The organism is Thermosynechococcus sp. TG215 (genome assembly GCF_031583455.1).
Taxonomy (GTDB): Bacteria; Cyanobacteriota; Cyanobacteriia; order Thermosynechococcales; family Thermosynechococcaceae; genus Thermosynechococcus.
Genome location: NZ_CP134178.1, coordinates 44,474 through 65,748, shown reverse-complemented (window position 1 = coordinate 65,748; position 21,275 = coordinate 44,474). Strand labels below are relative to the sequence as shown.

The 21,275-nt window shown below is 54.6% G+C and carries 20 protein-coding genes and 2 tRNA genes; 12 read left to right on the top strand and 10 right to left on the bottom strand.

The window, feature by feature from the left end:
- The first annotated feature begins 11 nt into the window (after nucleotides 1-11).
- Nucleotides 12-4,274, top strand: a complete 4,263-nt coding sequence (locus RHJ02_RS00315) for a response regulator (protein WP_310800314.1) — start codon at nucleotides 12-14, stop codon at nucleotides 4,272-4,274.
- Nucleotides 4,271-6,940 (top strand): DEAD/DEAH box helicase, encoded by a 2,670-nt coding sequence (locus RHJ02_RS00310; protein ID WP_310800313.1) that lies wholly within the window; start codon nucleotides 4,271-4,273, stop codon nucleotides 6,938-6,940. Before RHJ02_RS00315 ends, RHJ02_RS00310 begins: the two co-directional genes overlap by 4 nt.
- Nucleotides 6,941-6,959: 19 nt before the next feature.
- Here RHJ02_RS00310 and RHJ02_RS00305 read toward each other — a convergent pair.
- Nucleotides 6,960-7,032 (bottom strand) — tRNA-Met (locus RHJ02_RS00305).
- Between the two features lie 120 nt (nucleotides 7,033-7,152).
- On the opposite strand from RHJ02_RS00305, the gene RHJ02_RS00300 reads away from it, so the two are divergent.
- The 4 genes from RHJ02_RS00300 to RHJ02_RS00285 are packed head-to-tail and all read left to right on the top strand — an operon-like array spanning nucleotide 7,153 to nucleotide 9,542.
- The gene (locus RHJ02_RS00300; protein ID WP_149817099.1) at nucleotides 7,153-7,527 is read left to right on the top strand and encodes a DUF4346 domain-containing protein; all 375 of its coding nucleotides are present in this window, start codon (nucleotides 7,153-7,155) and stop codon (nucleotides 7,525-7,527) included.
- Between the two features lie 37 nt (nucleotides 7,528-7,564).
- Nucleotides 7,565-8,017, top strand: coding sequence for a diheme cytochrome c (locus tag RHJ02_RS00295; RefSeq protein WP_225901605.1), 453 nt, complete (start codon nucleotides 7,565-7,567; stop codon nucleotides 8,015-8,017).
- 33 nt (nucleotides 8,018-8,050) lie between these two features.
- Nucleotides 8,051-8,839, top strand: coding sequence for a TIGR03943 family putative permease subunit (locus RHJ02_RS00290; protein WP_206200576.1), 789 nt, complete (start codon nucleotides 8,051-8,053; stop codon nucleotides 8,837-8,839).
- A 4-nt stretch (nucleotides 8,840-8,843) separates the two neighbouring features.
- Nucleotides 8,844-9,542, top strand: a complete 699-nt coding sequence (locus RHJ02_RS00285) for an OB-fold-containig protein (RefSeq protein ID WP_206200575.1) — start codon at nucleotides 8,844-8,846, stop codon at nucleotides 9,540-9,542.
- 16 nt (nucleotides 9,543-9,558) lie between these two features.
- On the opposite strand, the gene RHJ02_RS00280 is transcribed toward RHJ02_RS00285, so the two are convergent.
- Nucleotides 9,559-9,631 (bottom strand) — tRNA-Val (locus RHJ02_RS00280).
- A gap of 263 nt (nucleotides 9,632-9,894) precedes the next feature.
- Here RHJ02_RS00280 and RHJ02_RS00275 point away from each other — a divergent pair.
- Together RHJ02_RS00275 and RHJ02_RS00270 are read left to right on the top strand one after the other, a co-directional pair.
- Complete coding sequence (locus RHJ02_RS00275; RefSeq protein ID WP_206200574.1) at nucleotides 9,895-10,443, top strand: thioredoxin family protein; 549 nt, start codon at nucleotides 9,895-9,897, stop codon at nucleotides 10,441-10,443.
- 3 nt (nucleotides 10,444-10,446) lie between these two features.
- Nucleotides 10,447-10,773 carry a hypothetical protein gene (locus RHJ02_RS00270; protein ID WP_206200573.1) on the top strand — a complete coding sequence of 109 codons (327 nt, stop codon included), beginning with the start codon at nucleotides 10,447-10,449 and terminating at the stop codon, nucleotides 10,771-10,773.
- On the opposite strand, the gene RHJ02_RS00265 is transcribed toward RHJ02_RS00270, so the two are convergent.
- A complete protein-coding gene (locus tag RHJ02_RS00265) occupies nucleotides 10,754-11,254 on the bottom strand; it encodes a GNAT family N-acetyltransferase (RefSeq protein WP_206200572.1) in 501 nt (166 codons plus the stop codon). The two genes, RHJ02_RS00270 and RHJ02_RS00265, sit on opposite strands and share 20 nt — an antisense overlap.
- Nucleotides 11,255-11,263: 9 nt before the next feature.
- Nucleotides 11,264-12,295 (bottom strand): 3-deoxy-7-phosphoheptulonate synthase, encoded by a 1,032-nt coding sequence (aroF, locus tag RHJ02_RS00260; RefSeq protein WP_310800312.1) that lies wholly within the window; start codon nucleotides 12,293-12,295, stop codon nucleotides 11,264-11,266.
- A 69-nt stretch (nucleotides 12,296-12,364) separates the two neighbouring features.
- On the opposite strand from aroF, the gene RHJ02_RS00255 reads away from it, so the two are divergent.
- Nucleotides 12,365-13,231: a peptidoglycan recognition family protein gene (locus tag RHJ02_RS00255; protein ID WP_310800311.1), complete on the top strand. Its 867-nt coding sequence runs from the start codon at nucleotides 12,365-12,367 to the stop codon at nucleotides 13,229-13,231.
- Here the strand turns inward: RHJ02_RS00255 and RHJ02_RS00250 are convergent.
- The gene (locus RHJ02_RS00250) at nucleotides 13,228-14,100 is read right to left on the bottom strand and encodes an SDR family oxidoreductase (protein WP_206200570.1); all 873 of its coding nucleotides are present in this window, start codon (nucleotides 14,098-14,100) and stop codon (nucleotides 13,228-13,230) included. The genes RHJ02_RS00255 and RHJ02_RS00250 overlap by 4 nt on opposite strands.
- Nucleotides 14,101-14,239: 139 nt before the next feature.
- Between RHJ02_RS00250 and RHJ02_RS00245 the strand changes: the two genes are divergently transcribed.
- Nucleotides 14,240-15,562 carry a TldD/PmbA family protein gene (locus RHJ02_RS00245; RefSeq protein ID WP_399379854.1) on the top strand — a complete coding sequence of 441 codons (1,323 nt, stop codon included), beginning with the start codon at nucleotides 14,240-14,242 and terminating at the stop codon, nucleotides 15,560-15,562.
- Nucleotide 15,563: 1 nt separating this feature from the next.
- Here RHJ02_RS00245 and RHJ02_RS00240 read toward each other — a convergent pair whose 3' ends face one another.
- The 5 genes from RHJ02_RS00240 to RHJ02_RS13110 all read right to left on the bottom strand — a co-directional run bounded on the left by RHJ02_RS00240 (nucleotide 15,564) and on the right by RHJ02_RS13110 (nucleotide 19,412).
- Nucleotides 15,564-16,280 carry a heme oxygenase (biliverdin-producing) gene (locus tag RHJ02_RS00240; RefSeq protein WP_310743905.1) on the bottom strand — a complete coding sequence of 239 codons (717 nt, stop codon included), beginning with the start codon at nucleotides 16,278-16,280 and terminating at the stop codon, nucleotides 15,564-15,566.
- A 98-nt stretch (nucleotides 16,281-16,378) separates the two neighbouring features.
- Nucleotides 16,379-17,770, bottom strand: coding sequence for an argininosuccinate lyase (argH, locus tag RHJ02_RS00235; RefSeq protein ID WP_206200568.1), 1,392 nt, complete (start codon nucleotides 17,768-17,770; stop codon nucleotides 16,379-16,381).
- Between the two features lie 15 nt (nucleotides 17,771-17,785).
- Nucleotides 17,786-17,983, bottom strand: coding sequence for a hypothetical protein (locus RHJ02_RS00230; RefSeq protein ID WP_225901602.1), 198 nt, complete (start codon nucleotides 17,981-17,983; stop codon nucleotides 17,786-17,788).
- Between the two features lie 79 nt (nucleotides 17,984-18,062).
- Entirely contained in the window at nucleotides 18,063-19,052 is a 990-nt protein-coding gene (locus RHJ02_RS00225) for a GGDEF domain-containing protein (RefSeq protein ID WP_310743181.1), read from the bottom strand.
- A 144-nt stretch (nucleotides 19,053-19,196) separates the two neighbouring features.
- A complete protein-coding gene (locus RHJ02_RS13110) occupies nucleotides 19,197-19,412 on the bottom strand; it encodes a helix-turn-helix domain-containing protein (protein ID WP_149817070.1) in 216 nt (71 codons plus the stop codon).
- Nucleotides 19,413-19,510: 98 nt separating this feature from the next.
- Here RHJ02_RS13110 and RHJ02_RS00220 point away from each other — a divergent pair, with 98 nt between their 5' ends.
- Entirely contained in the window at nucleotides 19,511-19,942 is a 432-nt protein-coding gene (locus tag RHJ02_RS00220) for a helix-turn-helix domain-containing protein (protein ID WP_225901725.1), read from the top strand.
- 121 nt (nucleotides 19,943-20,063) lie between these two features.
- The gene (ispG, locus tag RHJ02_RS00215) at nucleotides 20,064-21,272 is read left to right on the top strand and encodes a (E)-4-hydroxy-3-methylbut-2-enyl-diphosphate synthase (protein ID WP_206200565.1); all 1,209 of its coding nucleotides are present in this window, start codon (nucleotides 20,064-20,066) and stop codon (nucleotides 21,270-21,272) included.
- The last annotated feature ends 3 nt before the right edge of the window (nucleotides 21,273-21,275 follow it).

Below are 21,275 nucleotides of genomic sequence, written 5' to 3'. Positions count from 1 at the left end.
GGGAGGGGGCTATGCAAAGCGATCAACAAAAGCGCATTCTTGGCTACTTCATTGAGGAGGCGCAGGAACACCTGACCACCATTGAAGACAGTTTGATGAATCTCCAGCAGGTGGTCAATGACCCCGAGGCGATGAGTGAAATGTTTCGGGCAGCCCACTCCGTCAAAGGGGGAGCGGCTATGCTCGGACTCCATAGCATTCAGCACACCGCCCACAAGCTGGAGGACTACTTCAAAATTCTGCGGGAACACCCCGTAACGGTGGATGAAACCCTAGAGCAACTCTTTTTGCAAGCCTTTGATGCGCTGCGGGAACTCCTCGATGAATTGCAAGGCCCCTTTGGTTTGACGGAGGAGACAGCAACGGCAACGCTGAATCGGGTGGAGCCAGTCTTCAATCAACTGCAAGCCCACTTGAGCCACCTGACCCAAGGAGCAGAGGTGGCGCCCCCTGTAGCTGCGCCTTCTCCCCCTGTGGCCGAACCCGTTAAGCCGCCGGTGCAACCCGTTGCTGACTCCAGCTACCGCTTAGTCTTTCAAACGGAGGTGCCCGATCGCTTGCGGGCAATGTTGCAACTCTTTAAGCAACCCGATTCGCCCCAAGTGCGGCAAGAATTGGCGGAGGCCTGTTCTAATTTGGGTCAATTGGGGGAAACCTTTGCGCTGCCCCAGTGGGTTGAACTGCTGGCGATCGCCCAACAGGCGGTGAGTAACACAGCTCAGCCCCTCACGGCCTTGGCACCCGTGGTGATTAAAGAGATTATGGCGGCTCGCGACTTGGTGCTCAATGGTCAAGGCAGTGCGATTCGTCCCAGTGACAGTTTAGTGGCGCTTCAGCCCCCTGTGATTGAGGAAGCGCCGGCTGTTGTTCCAGAAGCGCCAGAGCCTGTGGTCTTAGAATCAGCTCCCGTCACCCTTGAGGAACCACTGCAACCCCTTGAAATGGCCTCTGAGGTTGCTCCGCTAGAGGTGAGGGTGCCTGAAGAAGAGATTTCCGAGCCAATGGAGCCAATGAGCAGCGGTGGCGATGGTGTCACTGTTTTTGGTGAGAAGAGTGGGACTGATTTCCAAGAATTGAGTGACATTTTTAGTGATGCCACAGCGCTGCCGACGGCCTGGCTGGAGGACACCCTTGAGGAGGATTTGGCCAGTTTAGAGCTGGGGGATGAAGCGGCCTTTGATGAGGAGATTTCCGACTTTTTGAACATAACCGCTGCTGAGGAGTTGCCTGAGGCAGAACCCCGCCTTGATGCCATTCTCGATGAAATTGAAGAACTCTCGGGTGAGCTGGTCTCTGCGGAGGTGGAGGAAGCCTCCCTCGATGACCTCACACCGCCAGCGATCGCCGAAAGTATGGCTGAGGCCCTTGAGGCGCCCTTGACACTTGACCGTCCTCTTGAGGAGAGTGCAGCCGCAGAACCCGCCGAACTTGGTCTGGATGCATTTCTTGAACAATTCGCCGAGGAAGCCCCCTCAGAGATGGCCGCTCTTGATGAGGCAGTTGCTTCCCTAGAAGACTTTTTGGGTGAGGTGGAAACCACTGAGGCTCCCGATCTGCTTCCCTTAGAAGAGGACTTTGAGATCCCTGCTCTCAGTGATGTTGCTGAGGATGTGGCTGAGTTCCTCGAAGAGGTGCCGGGTCTCAACGATGTCCTAGAAAACTTGGTTGTGGATAATGCGGCGGAAGAAGCCCTCGCGGAATTTATTGCTCCGCCAAGCCCTGATGATCCTTGGGCAGAAACGCTATCCGAGGCACCGGCGATCGCTGAGCCAAGTATGCCTGAAGTCACAGCGGCAAATATTGCTGAACCCGAACCCCTAGTGGAGGAGATTGTACCCGCTCCTGAGACTGCTAGTAGCATTACCGAGCGAGAATCCCTCATGGAAGCCTCCTTCACCTCTCCTGAAGCTGCAGGCATGACGGAACCCGAAGCGGTGGTGGAGGAATCCATTCCCTCCCCTGAAGCTGCCAGCATGGCTGAACTGGAGGCACTGATGAATGATGCCACTGTGCCTGCCACCCCCGAAAGCGTCCTAGAGGAATTGGAGGGGTTGATTGAGCAAAGTGCAACGAGTACAACCCCAGCTGAGGCTGCCACGTTCAACGAATTGGATCAGCTTTTAGAGACGGTGGCGCCACCGGCCTTTGAGGATCTCGAGCAACTCTTGGGTCAAGCCACCCCTACGGCACCCACCCCACCGCCGGCCACAACAGCCCCCTCGACTGCGGATGATAGTTTTGCCGATTTAGAGAAATTAATTCCCCAACCCGCAGGGAGTAGTGCGAAGGCGGCCACTCCTCGCCGAGCCGGGGCAGGGCCAAAAGGTAGCGCCTTGGTGGAGCAAACCATGCGGGTACCCGTACGCCACCTCGATACCTTGAGTAACCTCGTTGGGGAGTTGGTGGTCAACCGCAATAGCCTCGAAGACACCCAAGAACGCCTGCGGCAGTTTCTTGATAACTTGCTCTACCAAGTCCAACAACTTGGGGATGTCAGCCAACAAATGCAAGACCTCTACGAGCGATCGCTCCTTGAGAGTTCACTGTTGGGCGTAACGACAGCACGGGCAGCCAATGGCCAAGGGGAACGGGGAACCCACGCCACGGGGGTCGAGTTTGATGCCTTGGAAATGGATCGCTTTACCGGTTTCCACACCCTCTCTCAGGAGGTGATTGAGCGGATCGTGCGGGTGCGGGAGGCAGCGGATGACATCCAGTACGTGATTGATGAAGTGGAGCAGGTGGCACGGCAGTTTCGTCAAGTCACTACCCAAGTTCAAGAGGGGTTGAGCCGCTCACGAATGGTGCCCTTCCGTGAAATGTCTGTCCGCTTGCCGGGTGCCGTGCGCCGCGTTGCCAGTACCATTGGCAAACAGGTGGAACTGAAGATTGAAGGGGAAGATACCCTCATTGACAAGGGCATTCTCGAAAAGCTCTTTGACCCGATGACCCACCTGATCAATAACGCCGTCTATCACGGTATTGAACCCCCCGAAGAGCGGCGGCGATTGGGCAAACCTGAAAAAGGCCTGATTCGCGTGCGAGCCTTCTATCAAGGCAGTCAAGCGATTATCTCCGTCAGTGACGATGGGGCGGGGATTGACCCAGAACGGGTAAAACGCAAGGCAATCGAGAAGGGTCTCCTGAAGGAGGCGGATGCCCCCAACCTGTCGCGCCAAGAGGTCTATGCCTTCCTCTTCCAGTCGGGATTTAGCACCAAAGATCAAGCCGATGCCCTTGCCGGTCGCGGTGTGGGGATGGATGTGGTGCGCAAAAATCTTGAGGACATTCGCGGCACGATTAACATTGACTCTACGGTGGGCAAAGGCACCACCTTTACGATCCGCTTGCCGCTGACGCTGAGCATTACCAAAGCCCTCTGCTGCATTGATAACCACTGCCGCATTGCTTTCCCCATTGACGGTGTGGAGGATATGCTGGATATTCCCCAAGAGCGCATCCAAACCCTAGAAGATGGTCAACGTGTCCTCTCGTGGCACGATCGCCTGCTGCCAGTGCGTAAACTGGGGGACTTGCTCAAGTACAGCCGCAATATTAGCCGCAGCAATGTCTATGGCGGCAGCAGCCAAGACGATGGCATGGTCTCAATTGTTGTGCTGCGCAGCGGCGATGATCTCGTGGCCATGGAGGTGGATCAGGTCATCGGCGAACAGGAAATCGTGATTAAGCAGTTGTCTGGACCGGTGCCGAAGCCGGTGGGGGTAGCGGGAGTCACAGTTCAAGGGGATGGTCGCGCGATGGCGATCGCCGACGTGCTGGAAATTATTGACCTGTCCCTAGGACGCATGGATCGCGACTGGCGTGGCTTTGGTCACACCATGGATGTTGCGGAACCCGAGGAAGCCTCCGAACCCTTGGTGCTGATTATCGACGACTCGATTACAGTGCGGGAGTTGCTCTCAATGACCTTTACGCGGGCAGGCTACCGCGTTGAGCAGGCACGGGATGGTCAAGATGCGTGGGAAAAACTGCGCTCTGGCTTGCCCTGTGACTTAGTCTTTTGTGACATTGAGATGCCACGCATGGATGGCTTGGAGTTGCTCTCGCGGATTCAAAAAGATCCCAAACTCAACCATCTGCCGATCGCCATGCTGACCTCACGGGGCGCCGATCGCCACCGCAAGATGGCCGCACAACTGGGGGCACGGGGCTACTTTACCAAGCCCTATCTCGAGGAGCAATTACTGGATGCGGCGGCACGGCTCCTCAGGGGTGAAGTTCTGGTGCAGCAGGAGCCGACACCTACCCCATGAGTGAGCGATTGCCGGCCCTAGCAGACTTCCTTGCCCAACTCCCCTTTGAACTGGATGCCTTTCAAGAAGCGGCGATCGCTGCCCTTGATGCCGGTCGCTCTGTGGTGGTCTGTGCTCCTACGGGGTCAGGTAAAACCCTCATTGGTGAGTATGCGATTCACCGTGCCCTGACGCGGCAGCAGCGGGTTTTTTACACCACCCCCCTCAAGGCACTCTCCAACCAGAAGTGGCGTGACTTTCAGCAGCAGTTTGGTGCAGAGCAGGTCGGCCTCTTGACCGGGGATGTCTCGATTAACCGCGATGCCCCGATTCTGGTGATGACGACGGAAATTTTCCGCAATATGCTCTACGGCACTCCCATTGGCGAAGTGGGTACCTCCCTTGCGGGGGTTGAAGTGGTGGTGCTCGATGAATGCCACTACATGAACGATCGCCAGCGGGGCACCGTTTGGGAAGAATCGATCATCTACTGCCCCAAGGAAATTCAACTAGTCGCCCTCTCCGCCACGATCGCCAACGGCGAACAACTCACCGACTGGATTCAATCCGTCCATGGGGATGCTGAACTGATCTACTCCGACTGGCGACCGATACCGCTGCACTTTTACTTTTGCAACGGCAAGGGACTCTTCCCCCTCTTGGACGGCCAACGCAAACGCCTCAACCCGAAGCTCCACGGCCAGCCCGAACTGCGGCGACGCGGCGGCAAGCGGGACTTTTTGAGCATCCGCTACGTGGTCAGCCAACTGCAACAGCGGGAGATGCTGCCGGCCATTTACTTTATCTTTAGTCGGCGCGGCTGTGACCAAGCGGTTCAAGAGGTCCTGGGCATGAATCTCCTCACCAAGGCAGAACAGCAAGCACTAGCGGAGCGGGTCGAGGCCTTTTTGGCACAACATCAGGACATTGTTGCCCCGCAAATGATTGCCCCCCTCTACCAAGGGATTGCCGCTCACCATGCCGGGGTGCTACCCGTGGTGAAAACCCTTGTGGAAACCCTCTTTCAAGAAGGCCTGATCAAACTCGTCTTTGCCACGGAAACGCTGGCCGCAGGGATCAATATGCCCGCGCGCACCACCGTCATTTCCACCCTTTCGAAGCGCACCGACAGTGGTCATCGCCTCCTGACGGCCTCTGAATTTTTGCAAATGGCAGGGCGAGCCGGCCGCCGCGGTATGGATACCGTGGGTCATGTGGTGACGCTGCAAACCCCCTTTGAGGGCGCCCATGAAGCGGCATTTTTGGCCACCGCCGCCCCGGATCCCCTCATTAGCCAATTTACCCCCAGCTATGGCATGGTCTTGAACCTGCTCCAACGCCACACCCTTGAAGAAGCGCGGGAATTGGTGGAGCGCAGTTTTGGGCAGTATTTGGCCACATTGCAACTCACGCCCCAACGGCAGGCGATCGCCCAACTGGAAACGGAATTGCAAACCGTGCAACAACGCCTCACAGGCATTGATCGGCAGCAACTAGCGCAGTATCAAAAGCTGCGGGAACGGCTACGACAGGATCAACGCCTCCTGAAAATCCTCGAACAGCAGGCGGAGCAGGAACGTGCCCAAGAACTCCTCCCCTTTATGATGGCGGTGCCGCCGGGGACATGGCTCCATATCAAATCCCCCCTGCGAGACCATCCCCCCTTAGCCGCCGTCCTCTGTCAACCCGTTGCTGGTTCCGGGCAGTTGCCCCACTGGCTGTGCCTTGCGGCTGATGGTCGCTTTCGGGTCGTTGGCATTGATGACATTTTGGCTGTCTATCCCGATCGCCCCCCCTGTAGCAATCTCCCCCCGCCCCCAGAGGCAATGAAACTGCGCCTAGGGGAAAGTTATCCCTGCAATGAGGCGAATCACTACCTCGGTACCCTCCCGGATCTGCCACCTGTCTTAGCCGCGCCGGAAGTGGCGGCTCAAGCCGCTAAAATCGCTGACCTTGAGGCCAAACTCACGCAACTCCAAGCCAGTCTGCCGCAAAATGTCCATTCGCTGCTACGCTTAGTTCGTCGCGAAGAACGGCTACAAACGGAACTGCGCGATCGCCAGCACAAGCTCCAGCAACAGTCCCAACGCCACTGGGAGCAATTTCTTGCCCTCATTGCTGCCCTGCAGGACTTTGGTGGCCTCAACGACCTAACCCCCACCCCCCTTGGGGAAATGGCCGCTGCTCTGCGCGGCGAAAATGAACTGTGGTTGGCTCTGGCCTTGGCCTCTGGTGAACTCGATGACTTGCCCCCCCACCTCTTGGCGGCAGCGATCGCAGCTCTAGTGACTGAAACGCCCCGTTCCGACAGTTGGTGCAACTACCCCATTCCCAGTGAAGTGGAAGAACGCCTTGCCGCCCTTAGTCCGATTCGCCGCCGACTGTTTCAGGTGCAGCGTCGCCATCACATCATCTTTCCCCTCTGGTACGAGTGGGATCTCATTGGCTTGGTAGAGCAGTGGGCCTTGGGCACGCCGTGGCATGAATTGTGCACTGAAACCAATCTCGATGCCGGCGATATTGTGCGGTTGCTGCGGCGCACCCTCGATTTTCTTTCCCAGATTCCCCATGCGCCCCACACCAGTCCCCAACTCCGCCAAAGCGCCCAGCAGGCACGCTACCTCCTCGATCGCTTCCCCGTGAATGACTTGCTAGAAGGAGTCGAGCTAGAGGCAGCAACCGTATAGTTTGAATCGTCATAAGAAGTGGCTCAGGCGGGATTTGAACCTGCGACCTTGGGCTTATGAGTCCCCTGCTCTAACCACTGAGCTACTGAGCCGAAATTTTTGCGCAATTCTCATTATAACGCGAATGTCCCAAAACTCAAGGCTCGGCCCGCAGATTCCAGTCGAGTTCGCCGTACAATAATAGAGTGGATCCATTAGAGGAAAGATAGGCGTTGAGCAAAGCAGAACGCACGGCGCTTGACAACAAGCTATCGCAGCGATTTATTCATCTCGATCCGGCAGGGTATTTCATTATCTACATTGACCCTGCGCAAGAACTGATCTGGATGAAACACTATCCCAATGACATCAATGAGAAGGGCTTAGCGGTGGATCCCGATACGGGAGAACCCATTCCCACCAAAGGGAAAGTAACGCGGGAACCCGATCTAGTACTTAGCGGTCGAACAGCCAAGGAGTTGTGCATTGAACTCTTTGAAAAGGATCGCCAACTGGTGACGATGTTTGACCATGCGGCCTATCTCGGCCGAGAACTGATGCGGGCACAGTTTTGTTTGGATGAAGGGCTTGAGTATATCCAAGATTAGACAACACTGGCGCTGGGGGGTAGGGGCAGTTCTTTTGATGCTCTGTGCCCTAGTGGGTACAGCCTTAGCAGCGATCGCCACCCCCGACTGGAGCGGTACCGTCGATGTTTTGCCCTTGAATGCCCAGTTGGGAGCGCAAATCTATCTGCGGCGCTGTGGCAGTTGTCACCTCGCAGTCCCCCCGGAAACATTGCCCACTCCGGCATGGCAGGTACTGATTCAAGATACCAATCACTACGGCGCAACCCTCGAACCCATTCCCCGCCCAGAGCTGGTTCCCCTGTGGAACTATTTGCGCACCTATTCGCGACCCCTGCCCAACGATGCCCAAATTCCCTTTCGCGTCGGGCGATCGCCCTTCTTTCGTATCCTCCATCCCCGTGTTGCGGTGCCGCAGCCCGTCACCCTCGATGGTTGTGCCCAATGTCATCCCAAGGCCACCCTCTTTAACTTTCGTGAGCTAAGCCCGCAGTGGCAGGATTCCCCCTAGAATGTTTAGGGATGGCGAATTTTCCACCGCCCGATGTTTTCTAGCTCCTCCAATCACTATTCTCCGCGTGTCCAACGCATGATGATGCGCCGTCGCTGGCTACAGCAAGAGTGGTGGACGGTTGGGGCACTTCTCCTCTGGGGAATGTTGTTTCTTCGATATTGGTGGCAGGGGCGACTGGGGTTACTAATTCACCCCAACTATTTTGCGCTGGCGATCGCCGCTGGGTTTCTTTTAGTTGCTGTGAGTGGTTGGCAAGGGTGGCGGTTATGGCGGGGGCGAGTGACACCTGTGCAGCATGTTGCCCTCTTACCGGCTCGTTGGACGCTCAGTATTCTGATTTTCGCGGCAGTCGTGGGTTTGGTGATGACGCCCCGTCCTTTCAATAGTGCCACGGCCATTCATCGCGGTCTCGAGGATGGCTTGACAGTGACCCGCAATAGTCCAGTGGCCTTTCGCCTCAATCAACGGCCTGAGGAGCGGACGCTCATTGACTGGATTCGCACCCTTGATGTCTATCCCGAACCCGATGCCTATAGGGGGTTGCCCGCTCGCATTGAGGGATTTGCGGTTCATAGTCCCCAACTGCCAGAGACTTATCTCACGCTCACCCGTTTTGTCATTACCTGTTGTGCAGCGGATGCCTATCCTGTGGGACTGCCCGTGAAATTGGGGCGATCGCGCCAAGCCTATCCCCAAGATCAGTGGTTTCGCGTTGAAGGTCGGATGACCACAGAAACCCTCAACGACCGCCGCCAATTGGTATTGGTTGCTGAGACGATAACGCCGATTCCTGAGCCTGAAAATCCCTTTATGTACTAAGGCAATGCTATTTCACTTGATTCACACTCCCTACTGGATTGTCTTGGGCATGGGGGTCTTGCTCTTTTTGACGGTGATCTTTGGCGATGTGGGCGCTGAAGAGGTCGAGCTAGAGGGAGATGCCGATCCCTTGGAAGTGGAGGTCGATCTAGAGGAGGGCATCTCATTTCTGACAATTTTGCATTGGTTGGGGGTGGGGAGAGCGCCCCTCATTCTCTTGCTCGCCTTAGACTTTAGCCTTTTGGGCGTGCTGGGCTGGTTTTTTAATGTTCTCTTTTACACCCTGAGTGGCAGTTGGCCGGGGGTGGTGTGGTCTGGGGTGATTGCGATCGCGGCACTGCTGTTGGCGCTAACAATTGGGGGGCTGTGTTCACGGCCTTTGGGGCAAATTTTTGCGCAGTTTAGTGAAGATACCAGTCGCGATCGCCTGCTGGGGTGCAGTGGCCACGTCAGTTCTGCCCATATTCCCCACAGTGGTACTGGTATTGGCCAAGTGAGTGTTTTGGATGCCAATCGCAATCGGCTGATTCTGCCGGCAGTGCTCCCCCCTTGGGCAACGGTCACCCCCCAGCATGGTCAGGAGATTTTAATTATTGATCACCAAGAGAATGAGTACATCGTCGTGGCCAAAGACAGCTTGGATGAAGCCACATGGTTACGCCAGCAGCGGCAATCTCAGATCAAAGATAGCGAAGATTCCTGAGGCATTGATTTTAGGATGGGCGGTGAGGGACTCGAACCCCCGACAGCCTCGGTGTAAACGAGATACTCTACCAACTGAGTTAACCGCCCAAGTTCCAGAATATCTATCATAGCAAAGGTATAGCCTGTTTCTAAAAAACGGTACACAAAGCGGATAGGAGCTTGTTCTATGACTCTGTGAACGGGGAATCTCCTGCTATACGCCTAGCGTTAGCGGGATGAGTGTCAAAGAAGTTTGAACCTTTCAAAGCCGTTCAATCCCTGTGAAAAGCGCTGTGTTACGTCAACATGGGGCAACTCTTGGGAAGAAAATCCGCTAGGATCAACGTGTTAAGACGTGCAAGGAATGCCCTATGGGAGCAGCAACGGCAGCCAGTGGTCAACGGTTACGGAATTTTGTGATTGCTGTTGTCGCCATTCTCATTAGTCTTGCCCTATTGGCGGGTCTGCGCAGTAGCAATCAACCCCTCACCCTCGCCGAGCAAGCCCGCCAAGCCACCCCTTGGGAGGAGGCTCAAGTCAATGGCAAGCCGACACTTTTGGAGTTTTACGCCAACTGGTGTAGCACCTGTCGCGCCATGGCCAAGGATTTGGCGGAATTAAAGGCGCAATATCGCGATCGCCTGAACTTCGTCATGCTGAATGTGGACAACACCAAGTGGCTACCGGAAATTGAGCGCTTTAATGTGGATGGCATTCCCCATTTTGTCTTTCTGAATCGGCACTTGGAACCCCAAGCAGTGGCGATCGGCCTGCAACCCAAGGAAGTGATGGCCAAAAATCTTGAAGCCCTCAGCAATAACCTCCCCTTGCCCTACGGTCAACTGACGGGTGAAATGTCCCAACTCACGAGTCCCCTCGCCCGCCAACGCAGTGATGATCCCCGCAGTCATGGGGGCTAGGTTGTGGAACCCCAAGATGAGGTGCGTCAGGTTTATGAAGAGACGCAAACACGGATGGCAGAGCTTTACCGTGAGTACGAGCAGATCAAAGCCACCCAAGCACGGTTAAAAGGACGTAATCAGGCTGCCCTAGATCAAGAGCGCGATCGCCTCGTCCAAGAGCTGCGGCAACTAGAGGCGGAGTTTGGCCTGACCCTCCTGTTCCATTTAGGGGAAGCAGCGCGGGAATGCTGGCAGGACATTCTGGCTCAAGAAAACTTTTGGCACTTTGTCCGCTTTGCTGGTTTGGGATTTGTCCTTGGCCTCCTCGTTAAGAGCCTGACGGGTTAGTCAACTGCCCAAGGTTTAAGGCCGTTTGCCAGAGTCCGGGCCGCGAATTGGGAATCGGCATGGCACCAACGGTCTTTGCATAAAAGTCCTCTGAGGAAACCCAGCCAATCACGGCATAGGCATAGCCCGCTGCCTGCATCTGAGCCAAGGTTAACTGCAACAGCAGGCGACCAATCCCCCGCCCGCGATAGGGTTCGGCCACAGCCATTGGCCCAAACAGTCCCAGGGCGGCTGCATCGTAGCAGGCAAAGCCTAGAAGTTCGCCATTTTCAACGGCAATCAGTCCCCGTGGCGGACGCTGACTCAAGGCAAGAGCCACTTCACTGCGCCAACCGGCACTAAAGCGATCGCCCACCCACTGGACAATCCAGTCTACTTCTGACCCCAAAGGCTGGCGGTAGTGAATCCCCTGCTGCTGATGCGCCATGACGGCGGGCCAATCCACCGCTAGCTCGTAGAGCTTGACCAGCATATCGGTCATCTCGGCAGCCTATCGACTGAGACTCACAAGGGGACGTTGCAAGGCCTGCATCAACTCATCAAACTGATCCGGCGTGAGGGATTGGGCACCATCGGAGAGGGCTTTTGCTGGGTTGGGGTGCACTTCAATCATCAGGGCATCGGCGCCTGCGGCCACGGCGGCTTTGGCCATGGCAGGTACAAATTCTGCCCAGCCGGTGCCATGACTGGGGTCAATCATAATCGGCAGATGGGTGAGCTTGCGCAGCACCGGAATCGCTGCTAAATCCAAGGTATTGCGGGTATATTCACGGTCAAAGGTGCGAATGCCCCGTTCACAGAGAATCACATTGGGGTTCCCTGCCGCCAAAATGTACTCAGCAGCCATCAGCCATTCCTCGATGGTGGCAGACATCCCCCGTTTCAAAAGCACGGGTTTGGGTTGGGCACCCACCCGCTTGAGAAGCGAAAAGTTTTGCATGTTACGGGCACCAATTTGCAGCACATCGGCCACTTCAGCAATTTTGTCTAGATCCGCTGCGTCCATGACTTCGGTAATGATGCCCAAGCCCGTTTTTTCTTTTGCTGCTGCCAACAGATCAAGGGCACTTTCACCATGGCCTTGGAAGGCATAGGGGGAGGTACGGGGTTTATAGGCGCCACCGCGGAGAAACTTGGCACCCGCCGCTTTCACCCGCTGCGCCGTTTCAAGGATCATCGCTTCATTTTCAACGGAGCAAGGCCCTGCCACCACCACCACATCATGACCTTCGCCGAAAATAACTTCGCCGTTGGGCGTTGGCACCACCACTTCACTGGGTTCACCGTGGCGATACTCGCGACTGGCTCGCTTGAAGGGCTGCTCAACTCGCAGAACGTGTTCAATCCAAGGGCTAATTTCCTGAATTCGCAGGGGATCGAGTTCCGCAGTTTCGCCGACAAGACCAATAACGACTTTGTGCTTGCCCACAATTTTTTCGGGGGTGAGTCCCCAAGTGCGCATCTCAGCGCTAACCCGCTCAATCTCTTCACCGGGGGTGCCACTTTTTAGAACAATAATCATCCGCTTGCTGATCCCAAATTTTTGGCTTAGGGTTTGATTGTATTGTGCCAAATTGGTTCCGTTCTGCCTATGCTGCGTCGTTTCCGAGGCCTGCGGTTGATGATTTCGCTGGCGATCGCTACCGTGGTTGTGCTGTCCCTGTGGAGTGTGATGATTGGCTCTATCCCCAGTGGCGATCGCCCCCTTGATTTGAGTCAAGCGGTCTCCATTGATGATCCCCAATTTGATCCGCCAACGGACTCATCGCCCTCACCCCCGCTGCCAGAGAATACCCTGCTGCCTCTACAACGCAGTGATGGCGCCCCCTATGAACGCCTTTTTGCTCAAGTCCGCCAAGTTCATCAACAGTGTTTATTTACGCCCCCTTGGTACAGTGTCCCCATCGACCGCACCAATTTTGGCGATCGCTACCGTACCGATGTCCGGGGTCAAGTGGTGGACAATGCACCGCTGATTGTTTTGCATGAAACTGTGGCCTCTGCCCAATCTACGCTGGATTTTTTCCAAACACCGCATCCCCGCGATGAAGATCAAGCCAGCTACCATGAACTGATTACCCTCAGGGGTTGGCTGCTGCACTTAGTGCCTTGGTCCAAGCGTGCCTATGGTGCGGGCAACTCTGTCTTTGGCAGGGAAACGGTGCAGACCAACCTCCGCCTTGCCCCTTCGGTGAACAATTTTGCCCTCCACTTTTCCCTAGAAACCCCTCCTGAAGGTCGCCATAATGGTTCTACCCATGCGGGCTATACCGATGCTCAGTACCGTACCTTGGCATGGCTGGTGGCGCAAACGGGCATTGATCTCCAACGGGTAACCACCCATGCGGCGGTGGATCGCTCTGGCGAGCGCATGGATCCGCGTAGTTTTGACTGGGTCACGTTTAATCGCTATTGGCAGGCCTATCGCGATCGCCCCTGTGGGGATATTCGCGGCTAGAAGTAGCGATCCAAGAATGTCTCTAAAGACTCAAAGGAGAGCTGAAAATAGGTTTGGGCACGTTCAATTTCACTGGCAGGGCAGAGACTTTCATAGGCCAATAGGGTTCGCAGCGTTCCTAGGCTGGCCTCAAGATCCCGATTCATCACTCCCAAAAACTGACGAGCGCCGTCAATCACGGCTAGGGGAACCGTCATGACAAAGGGGCGTTTATTGAAAAAGCGACCAAGGCGATCGGCAATCTCTTGGCGGGTTAAGACCTCTGGATGTGCCAAGCTAAAAATGGCCGGTTGGCTGGCTTGACTAGCCACGAGAATACAGCGGGCTAAATCCTCGGGACTGAGCAGTTGCAGGCGGTGCTGGGGATCTCCAAGGACAATGTAAACCCCCGTCTGCTGAAAGCGCTCCGCAAGGGGCAGCAAACTAGACATAAGGGTGGGGCAGCGGAAAATGGCATAGTTGAGGCCACTGCTGATGAGCACCTGCTCGACTTCGTACTTGGCCTTGAGAAAGGGGGACTGCTGGCGATCGCCCGTCACCGCCAAAGGAGAAATCAAGGTTACATGGCGTACCCCCTGTTCCTGAGCCGCCTGAATCACATCCAACGTAGCACGGTAATCAATCGCCTGAATGGCACGGCTGAGTAACTGACTACCATGGCAGCAAATCACCGCCTCCACGCCCGCCATGGCAGCCTGAATATCGCGGGGCTGTTGCAGATCGCCAATGAAAATCTCAGCACCCCATTCCTTGAGGAGATCGTATTGGCTCGTCAGGCGCACAAAGGCTCGTACCGGCAGCCCCAACGTGATACAGCGGCGCACCACCCGCAAACCCAATTGTCCTGTGGCACCCGTGACCAAGTACATGCAGCGGAACTATTAAGCGATTCTTGTCTCAGCGTGCCCTAGGCAGAGCCACAATGCAAGACGCTTGAAGGATATGCAGGGGGGGAATGCGCTAATCTAAGGAATACCTTTGAGAATCTTCACAAAAACTCTGCGCCGCATGACCCTTGACTTTTCTGCTGCTCAGCACCTGAGCCATGAGCTGTTTGCTGCCCTGAAACCGGCAGAGGCGCTTTTCGTTGAAATTGCCAGTGAATCCAGCCAGTTTATTCGCTTCAATCGGGCGCGGGTGCGGCAAATTGGCACCGTAGAAGATACGGTGGTAACCCTGCGGTTGCAATCGCAGCAACGGACGGCAAGCACCTCGTTTCCCTATACGGGAACGGCGGATCTAGCGGCTGCCCTAGAGCACTTGGCCGCATTGCGTTCAGAAACGGTGCAACTCCCTGTGGATCCTTACCTTGTACCGCCAACGGATACCGGTTCGATTCAAGACACTTACCTTGGCCGCTTACCTGATCCTGACTCAGTGGTAGAGACAATTCTGACACCCGTTCAAGGCTTTGATTTTGTGGGCATTTACAGTGGGGGGACGATCGCTCGTGGGAGCTTTAACTCCGCTGGGCAGGAGCACTGGTTTGCTACGGAAACGTTTTGCTTGGATTATTCTCTCTTTACAGCGGCGGGCAAGGCGGTGAAAAATAGCTATGCCAGTACCCATTGGGACACTGCCATCTATCAAGCTCAAATTGAGGGCGATCGCCAGCAGTTAGCACAATTGGAACAGCCTCCCCGTCAGTTAGCAGCGGGACGCTATCGCACCTACTTTGCCCCGGCAGCGGTGGCTGAACTGGTGGGCATGCTCTCTTGGGGAGCTGTGAGTGAAGCGGCCTATCGTCAAGGCGGCAGTGCCCTCGCCAAATTACGGGAAGGGGCAACCCTCTCTCCCCTCTTTAGTTTGCAGGAGGACTTTACCACCGGAACGGTGCCCCGCTTTAATGCCGATGGCGATATTGCGCCCCCTTGCTTGTCATTGATTGATCGCGGCAAATTGCAAACGTTACTCATTAGTCGGCGCACCGCTCAGGAATACCACCTTGTGGCCAATGGTGCCAACCGCCAAGAAACCCTGCGATCGCCCCTCCTCTTGCCGGGCACGCTACCAGAGCAGGAGGTGCTGGCTGCCCTCGATACGGGTCTCTATGTGGGCAATTTACACTACCTCAACTGGAGCGATCGCCCCAATGGACGAATGACCGGCATGACCCGCTACGCCTGCTTTTGGGTAGAGCAGGGCAAAATTGTTGCACCCATTACAGACCTGCGCTTTGATGACAGTCTCTATGAGTTTTGGGGAGACAACCTCGAAGCCTTGACAGACACCCCGCTTTGGTTTGCCCACACCGACACCTATGAACGTCGTTCCCTTGGGGGTATTACGGTGCCGGGGATGCTCGTCAAGGCCTTTCAGTTTACCCTCTAGGCTACTCAGCAGTCGCCAATTCGGTGCTGCCGCGCTGTTTACGACGAGTCAGCGTATTAAAGAGCAACTGGCCAATGGCTCTGATGAGGTTGCCCTCCAGTTCTTGGAAGATCTTCATATTCATACCAAAGGCGGCATTGGCCTCATCCACAATCCGCTCCGCTGTTGCTTCATCTACGGCCAATTCATCCAAGCGTTGGCGATAGAGTTGCTTAAAGGCCTTTTCGTCACTAATGGCCTCAAAGCGATAAAACGCCGTACCTTCGCCATTTTGTAGGTTCATCGCCCGCTCAGCAATCCCCTTGAGGATTTGGCCGCCCGAAAGATCGCCAAGGTAACGGGTGTAGGAGTGCGCCACCAACAGTTCGGGTGCGGTATTGGCCACTTCATGAATGCGGGCTACATAGGCCTGTGTGGCTGGCGAGGGCGTAATTTCTTCCCGCCAATTGGAACCAAAGTAGTAGGTCAGATCTCGCTCAAGGCTATTTTTGCGGTTCAGCTCCGGAAAGTAAATTTTGCCAACAATGGGATGGTCTTTGAGCTGTTCCATTTCCTGCTCCATGGCACTGTAAACGTGATAGAGGCTGGCAACGAGTTTGCGGTAGGAGCTTTTTTCCACGGTGCCTTTGAGGAAGCAGCGCACAAAGCCAACGTTCTCGGCCATGGTGTGGGCTTTTTTGGTGCCTTCACGCAATTTCGTCGCTAGAGACGTCGTCATCACGAGATCCTTCTTAAAAATTTGCAACGTTTTGTTTCTAAAAGCGACCGTCAGTACAGTCTATTTTTCAGGCTAAGGGTAAATGACACCATTTTTCATTAAAAATCATTAAGGCGATCGCGAGCCGCTGCGAGGGCTTGGCGCACCTGATCAAACCCTGTGCCCCCGTAGCTATTGCGGGCAGCCACCACCTGTCGCGGTGCAATGCGTTCGTAAATATCCGCTGCAAAGGCGGGGTGCAGGGCTTGCCATTCTTCAAGGGTGAGGTCTTTGAGGAATTTCCCTTCAGCAAGACAGGTTTTCACCACCTGCCCCACCAAGTTATAAGCCTCACGGAAGGGCACCCCCTTACTGGCCAAGTAATCCGCCACATCGGTGGCATTGGCAAAATCGCTCTCCACAGCCGCCGCCAAGCGTTGCGGTTGAAACACCACCCCCTCGGCCATCAAGATCGTCATTGCCTCTAGGCAGGCACGGACGGTATCCACAGCATCAAAAAGCGCCTCTTTATCCTCTTGCAAGTCTTTGTTGTAGGCCAAGGGCAGCCCCTTCATAATCACCAAGAGAGCTTGCAAATGGCCAAACACCCGTCCTGTTTTGCCCCGCACCAACTCCGGCACATCGGGATTTTTCTTTTGGGGCATGATGCTAGAACCCGTGGCACAGGTGTCGGTGAGCTTGACAAAGGCAAATTCCTCAGAGGCCCACAGAATAATCTCCTCCGAGAGCCGCGATAGATGCACCATGATCAAGCTAGCGGCACAGAGAAATTCAATGGCAAAATCGCGATCGCTGACGGCATCGAGGCTATTGCGATAGGGTTCACGAAAACCCAACAACTCTGCTGTGTAGTGGCGATCGATGGGAAACGTTGTGCCCGCCAGTGCCCCGGCTCCCAAGGGAGAGACATTCACCCGCTCACGAATTTGCTGTAGTCGCTCGCTGTCCCGCTCGGCCATTTCCACGTAGGCCAGCAGATGGTGAGCCAAGCTCAGGGGTTGTGCCCGTTGCAGGTGAGTGTAGCCGGGAATCAAGGTTTCAATGTGGGACTCTGCAAGATCCAGAAGTGTGCGCTGCCACTGTCGCAGTTGTCGAAGAATATGGTCAATTTCTGAGCGCAGGTAAAGGCGAATATCGGTGCCCACCTGATCGTTGCGCGATCGCGCTGTGTGGAGTTTCTTGCCCACATCGCCAACCAGTTCTGTGAGGCGGCGTTCGACGGCAAAGTGCACATCCTCGGCTTCAATACCGGGGGTAAACTGGCCATCTCGGTATTCTTGGCGAATTTGCTCTAGGCCTTGAATCAGCGTTTCGGCTTCCTCAGGGGAAATAATCCCCGTTTTTGCCAGCATGCGGGCATGGGCTTGGGAGCCGCTGAGGTCGTATTCAATGAGGCGAATGTCAAAGCCAATACTGGCATTAAAGCGGGCGATCGCCGGATGGAGGGCTTGTTCAAAGCGCTGGCTCCAAGGCTGAGGTTGGGCAGTCACGGGCGATTCTCAGGGCTAAAAATTCAGGAGCTTGCCAAAGATCCAGCCAATGGCCAGACCAATAATCAGTGCCCACAGTTGGCCAGAATCGACAAAGTTTGCCCACGCCTTAGAAACGTCTTCCCCCAAGGTATCTTTGAATTTCTGCGCCACAATAATTTGCGGCTCAATCGTCATTTGGCTGGCAATAAAGTAGTTCGGTGCAGTATTCATAGCCATTGGCGGAAACGCAACTCAAGTTTATCCTAGCGGAGGCGGGGGCGATCGCCAACCAGTATCACAAGCCCCAAGATTATGAAGACCCATTGTGTGACCACTCCAGCAGAACACAGCGATCGCGCCCCTGTTGCTTGGCCTGATAAAGGGCGGCATCAGCAATGGCAAAAATCTCCGTTAAGGTGCCCTCACTTGCCTTGGCAGGAACAAAGCATAACCCAGCACTGACTGTTATGTAGGGATGGTGCGCCCTCTCCCCTTGGGGGATTTTCATCTCTCGGACATGATGGAGCATTCGTTCAACAATGTGTAGAGCCGTATCAGCAGAAACATGGGAGAGCACAAGGGCAAACTCCTCACCGCCGTAGCGAGCAATGATATCGTTGGAGCGCAGATGGGCCCTAAGGGTTTGAGCCACCTGTTGCAGGGCGCGATCGCCCGCTAAGTGACCACAGCAGTCGTTATAGGCCTTGAAGTCATCAATATCAATGATAGCCAGCGTCAAAGTATGGCCTTGGTCTTGAGCCTGCTGCCAGAGCTGATTCAATGCTATGTCAAAAAAGCGACGATTGCCTAACCCCGTTAAGGGATCCCGTTCCGCAAGGATCTGGAGGTGCTGTTTTTCCTGCTCTAGGGCTTGTTGGCATTGTTGCAATTCCGTCACAAGGGCAATTTGCCGAGCCAGTTCGGCCTGTAGTTGTTGCAACTGGGCAGCGAGTAACTGCTGATTGTGGCAAAAGCTAGGAACAATCCGCGTCAAAATCGCAGGTTCATCATCCAGATTGACGCCAATGCCTTCAATAACCCACTGATCCGTCTCAGGGTTGGGAATCGGAAAATGGGCAGCCAACATCTGGGCATTGCTTTGACAGAGCTTTAACCATGCCTGTACCTGCTCCGGCGATTGTTGCAGCAGCGCTGCGAGGGATTTACCAATTAAGGCTTCTGTATCCTGTTGCCAAAAGAGCGAGGCACCATCGTTGATTGCTAGAATTTCACCGCTACTGTTCACGATCGCGATCGGCTCAGGGAAAAGGCAAATATATTCAGCAAGTGTCCCCCTCATTTGTTTCGTTTGAGCCTATCAAAGGAATGGTTATACTAATAAGAAATATTTCAGGAACACACCAAAAAATTAAAGGTTAGTTGTCAAAGTAAAATTTTTCTAATTGTTAGGCTATACTAAAAAATAGATAATTAGAGCGAAAAGTTAATCCGAGGGGGATTGACAACTATAGTAATCGGGGAAAACAACGTAAAGGGGCTTTTCAAGAATCGTTGCTATTTCTTTCTCAATCATTGCCGAGCGGGAGCGGCCACGAATCACTGCCGATACACAATGACGCGAAACCCCTAGCTTTTGGCCAATTTTAGCGCCATTCCAGCCCCGTTTCCGCAATTCTGCCTTAATGTCCTCAGGATGCATAGTGCTGTTATAAATCTGTGCCCAACAGTTCAATGCTAATTGCGGGCAATAAGGTTGTCAAGCGACAACTTTTGACAAGGTAGTGGCGGTATTCATTGATGAGCTTGACATGTAAAGTTATTGAAAGACGCAGTGCCCTTTCCAAGGGTCTATTTAGGTTCCGCATGGTTAGTCCACTCTCTCGAAAACAACTCTCTAGGCTGCTACGCCAAAAACGGGGGATACGCAGTCAACGTGCCTTTGCCGCCGAGCTGGGAATCTCCTATACCTGCTTGCAAAAATGGGAAAATATGGCTTCATTTCCAAATACTGAAAATCTATTAAAGTTATGTCGTGTTTTTGGCTTTGAGGATTTAGAAAGTTTTATCGCCTACCTCAATCAAACGGATGTCACCAACCGCGAAGAAGAACAACTGGTGACTGAGATTCTTGGCAAATTGTGTCACTTACCTCCAGCAACAGCAGTTCGGGTGCTAGAAACAGCGTTAGGGTTGTTAAAGGCTGCTGCTAACAATGAAGGGGACGTTTGAGTATTTTTTAGGTTCCGAAAAAATTATAGCAAATCTCTTGGGGGGCGATCGCCTGCCGCAGCTTGCCGCTTCTATGGCATCCTGAAAGGGAGAAGTTGCGCAATTTGGCCACTTACATCCTATGCAAACGCTGCCGAGTCCTGTTCAAGCTACTCCGACAGAAACCGCCATTGTCCGTCGCAAAACCCGTCCTGTGCCCGTTGGCTCTGTCATCATTGGGGGCGGTCATCCTGTGGCGGTGCAATCGATGATCAATGAAGACACGCTAGATATTGAAGGCTCAGTAGCCGCCATTCGTCGTCTCCATGAAATTGGCTGTGAAATTGTGCGGGTGACAGTGCCTAGCCTTGCCCATGCTAAAGCCATGGAAGAGATTCGCGATCGCCTCTACCAAACCTACAAACCTGTGCCCTTGGTTGCCGATGTTCACCACAACGGCATGAAAATTGCCCTCGAAGTTGCCAAGTATGTGGACAATGTACGCATCAATCCGGGGCTATACGTCTTTGAGAAACCCAAGCCCGATCGCACTGAATACACCCAAGCCGAGTTTGAGGAAATTGGTGCCAAAATTCGCGAAACCCTTGAGCCACTGGTGATCTCGCTGCGGGATCAGGGCAAATCCATGCGCATTGGCGTCAATCACGGTTCTCTTGCTGAGCGGATGCTCTTTACGTATGGGGACACCCCAGAAGGCATGGTGGAATCGGCTCTAGAATTTATCCGCATCTGCGAGTCTTTGAATTTCTACAACCTTGAAATTTCCCTCAAGGCCTCACGGGTACCCGTGATGATTGCCGCCAACCGCCTTATGGTCAAGCGCATGGATGAACTGGGCATGGACTACCCCCTCCACTTGGGAGTCACTGAAGCCGGCGATGGCGAGTATGGCCGCATCAAATCCACTGCTGGCATTGCCACCCTCCTTGCCGAAGGTATTGGCGATACGATTCGTGTCTCCCTCACCGAAGCCCCCGAAAAAGAAATTCCCGTCTGCTACGGCATTTTGCAAGCCTTGGGTCTGCGGCGCACCATGGTGGAGTATGTGGCCTGTCCCTCCTGTGGCCGTACCCTCTTTAACCTTGAGGAAGTCCTGCACAAAGTCCGCGAAGCCACCAAACACCTCACGGGTCTGAATATTGCTGTCATGGGCTGCATTGTCAATGGGCCAGGGGAAATGGCCGACGCCGACTATGGCTATGTGGGCAAACAACCTGGCTACATCTCGCTCTATCGCGGTCGTGAGGAAGTGAAAAAGGTGCCGGAATCTGAAGGGGTGGCTGCCCTTGTGGAATTAATCAAAGCCGATGGCCGCTGGGTGGATCCCTAAACC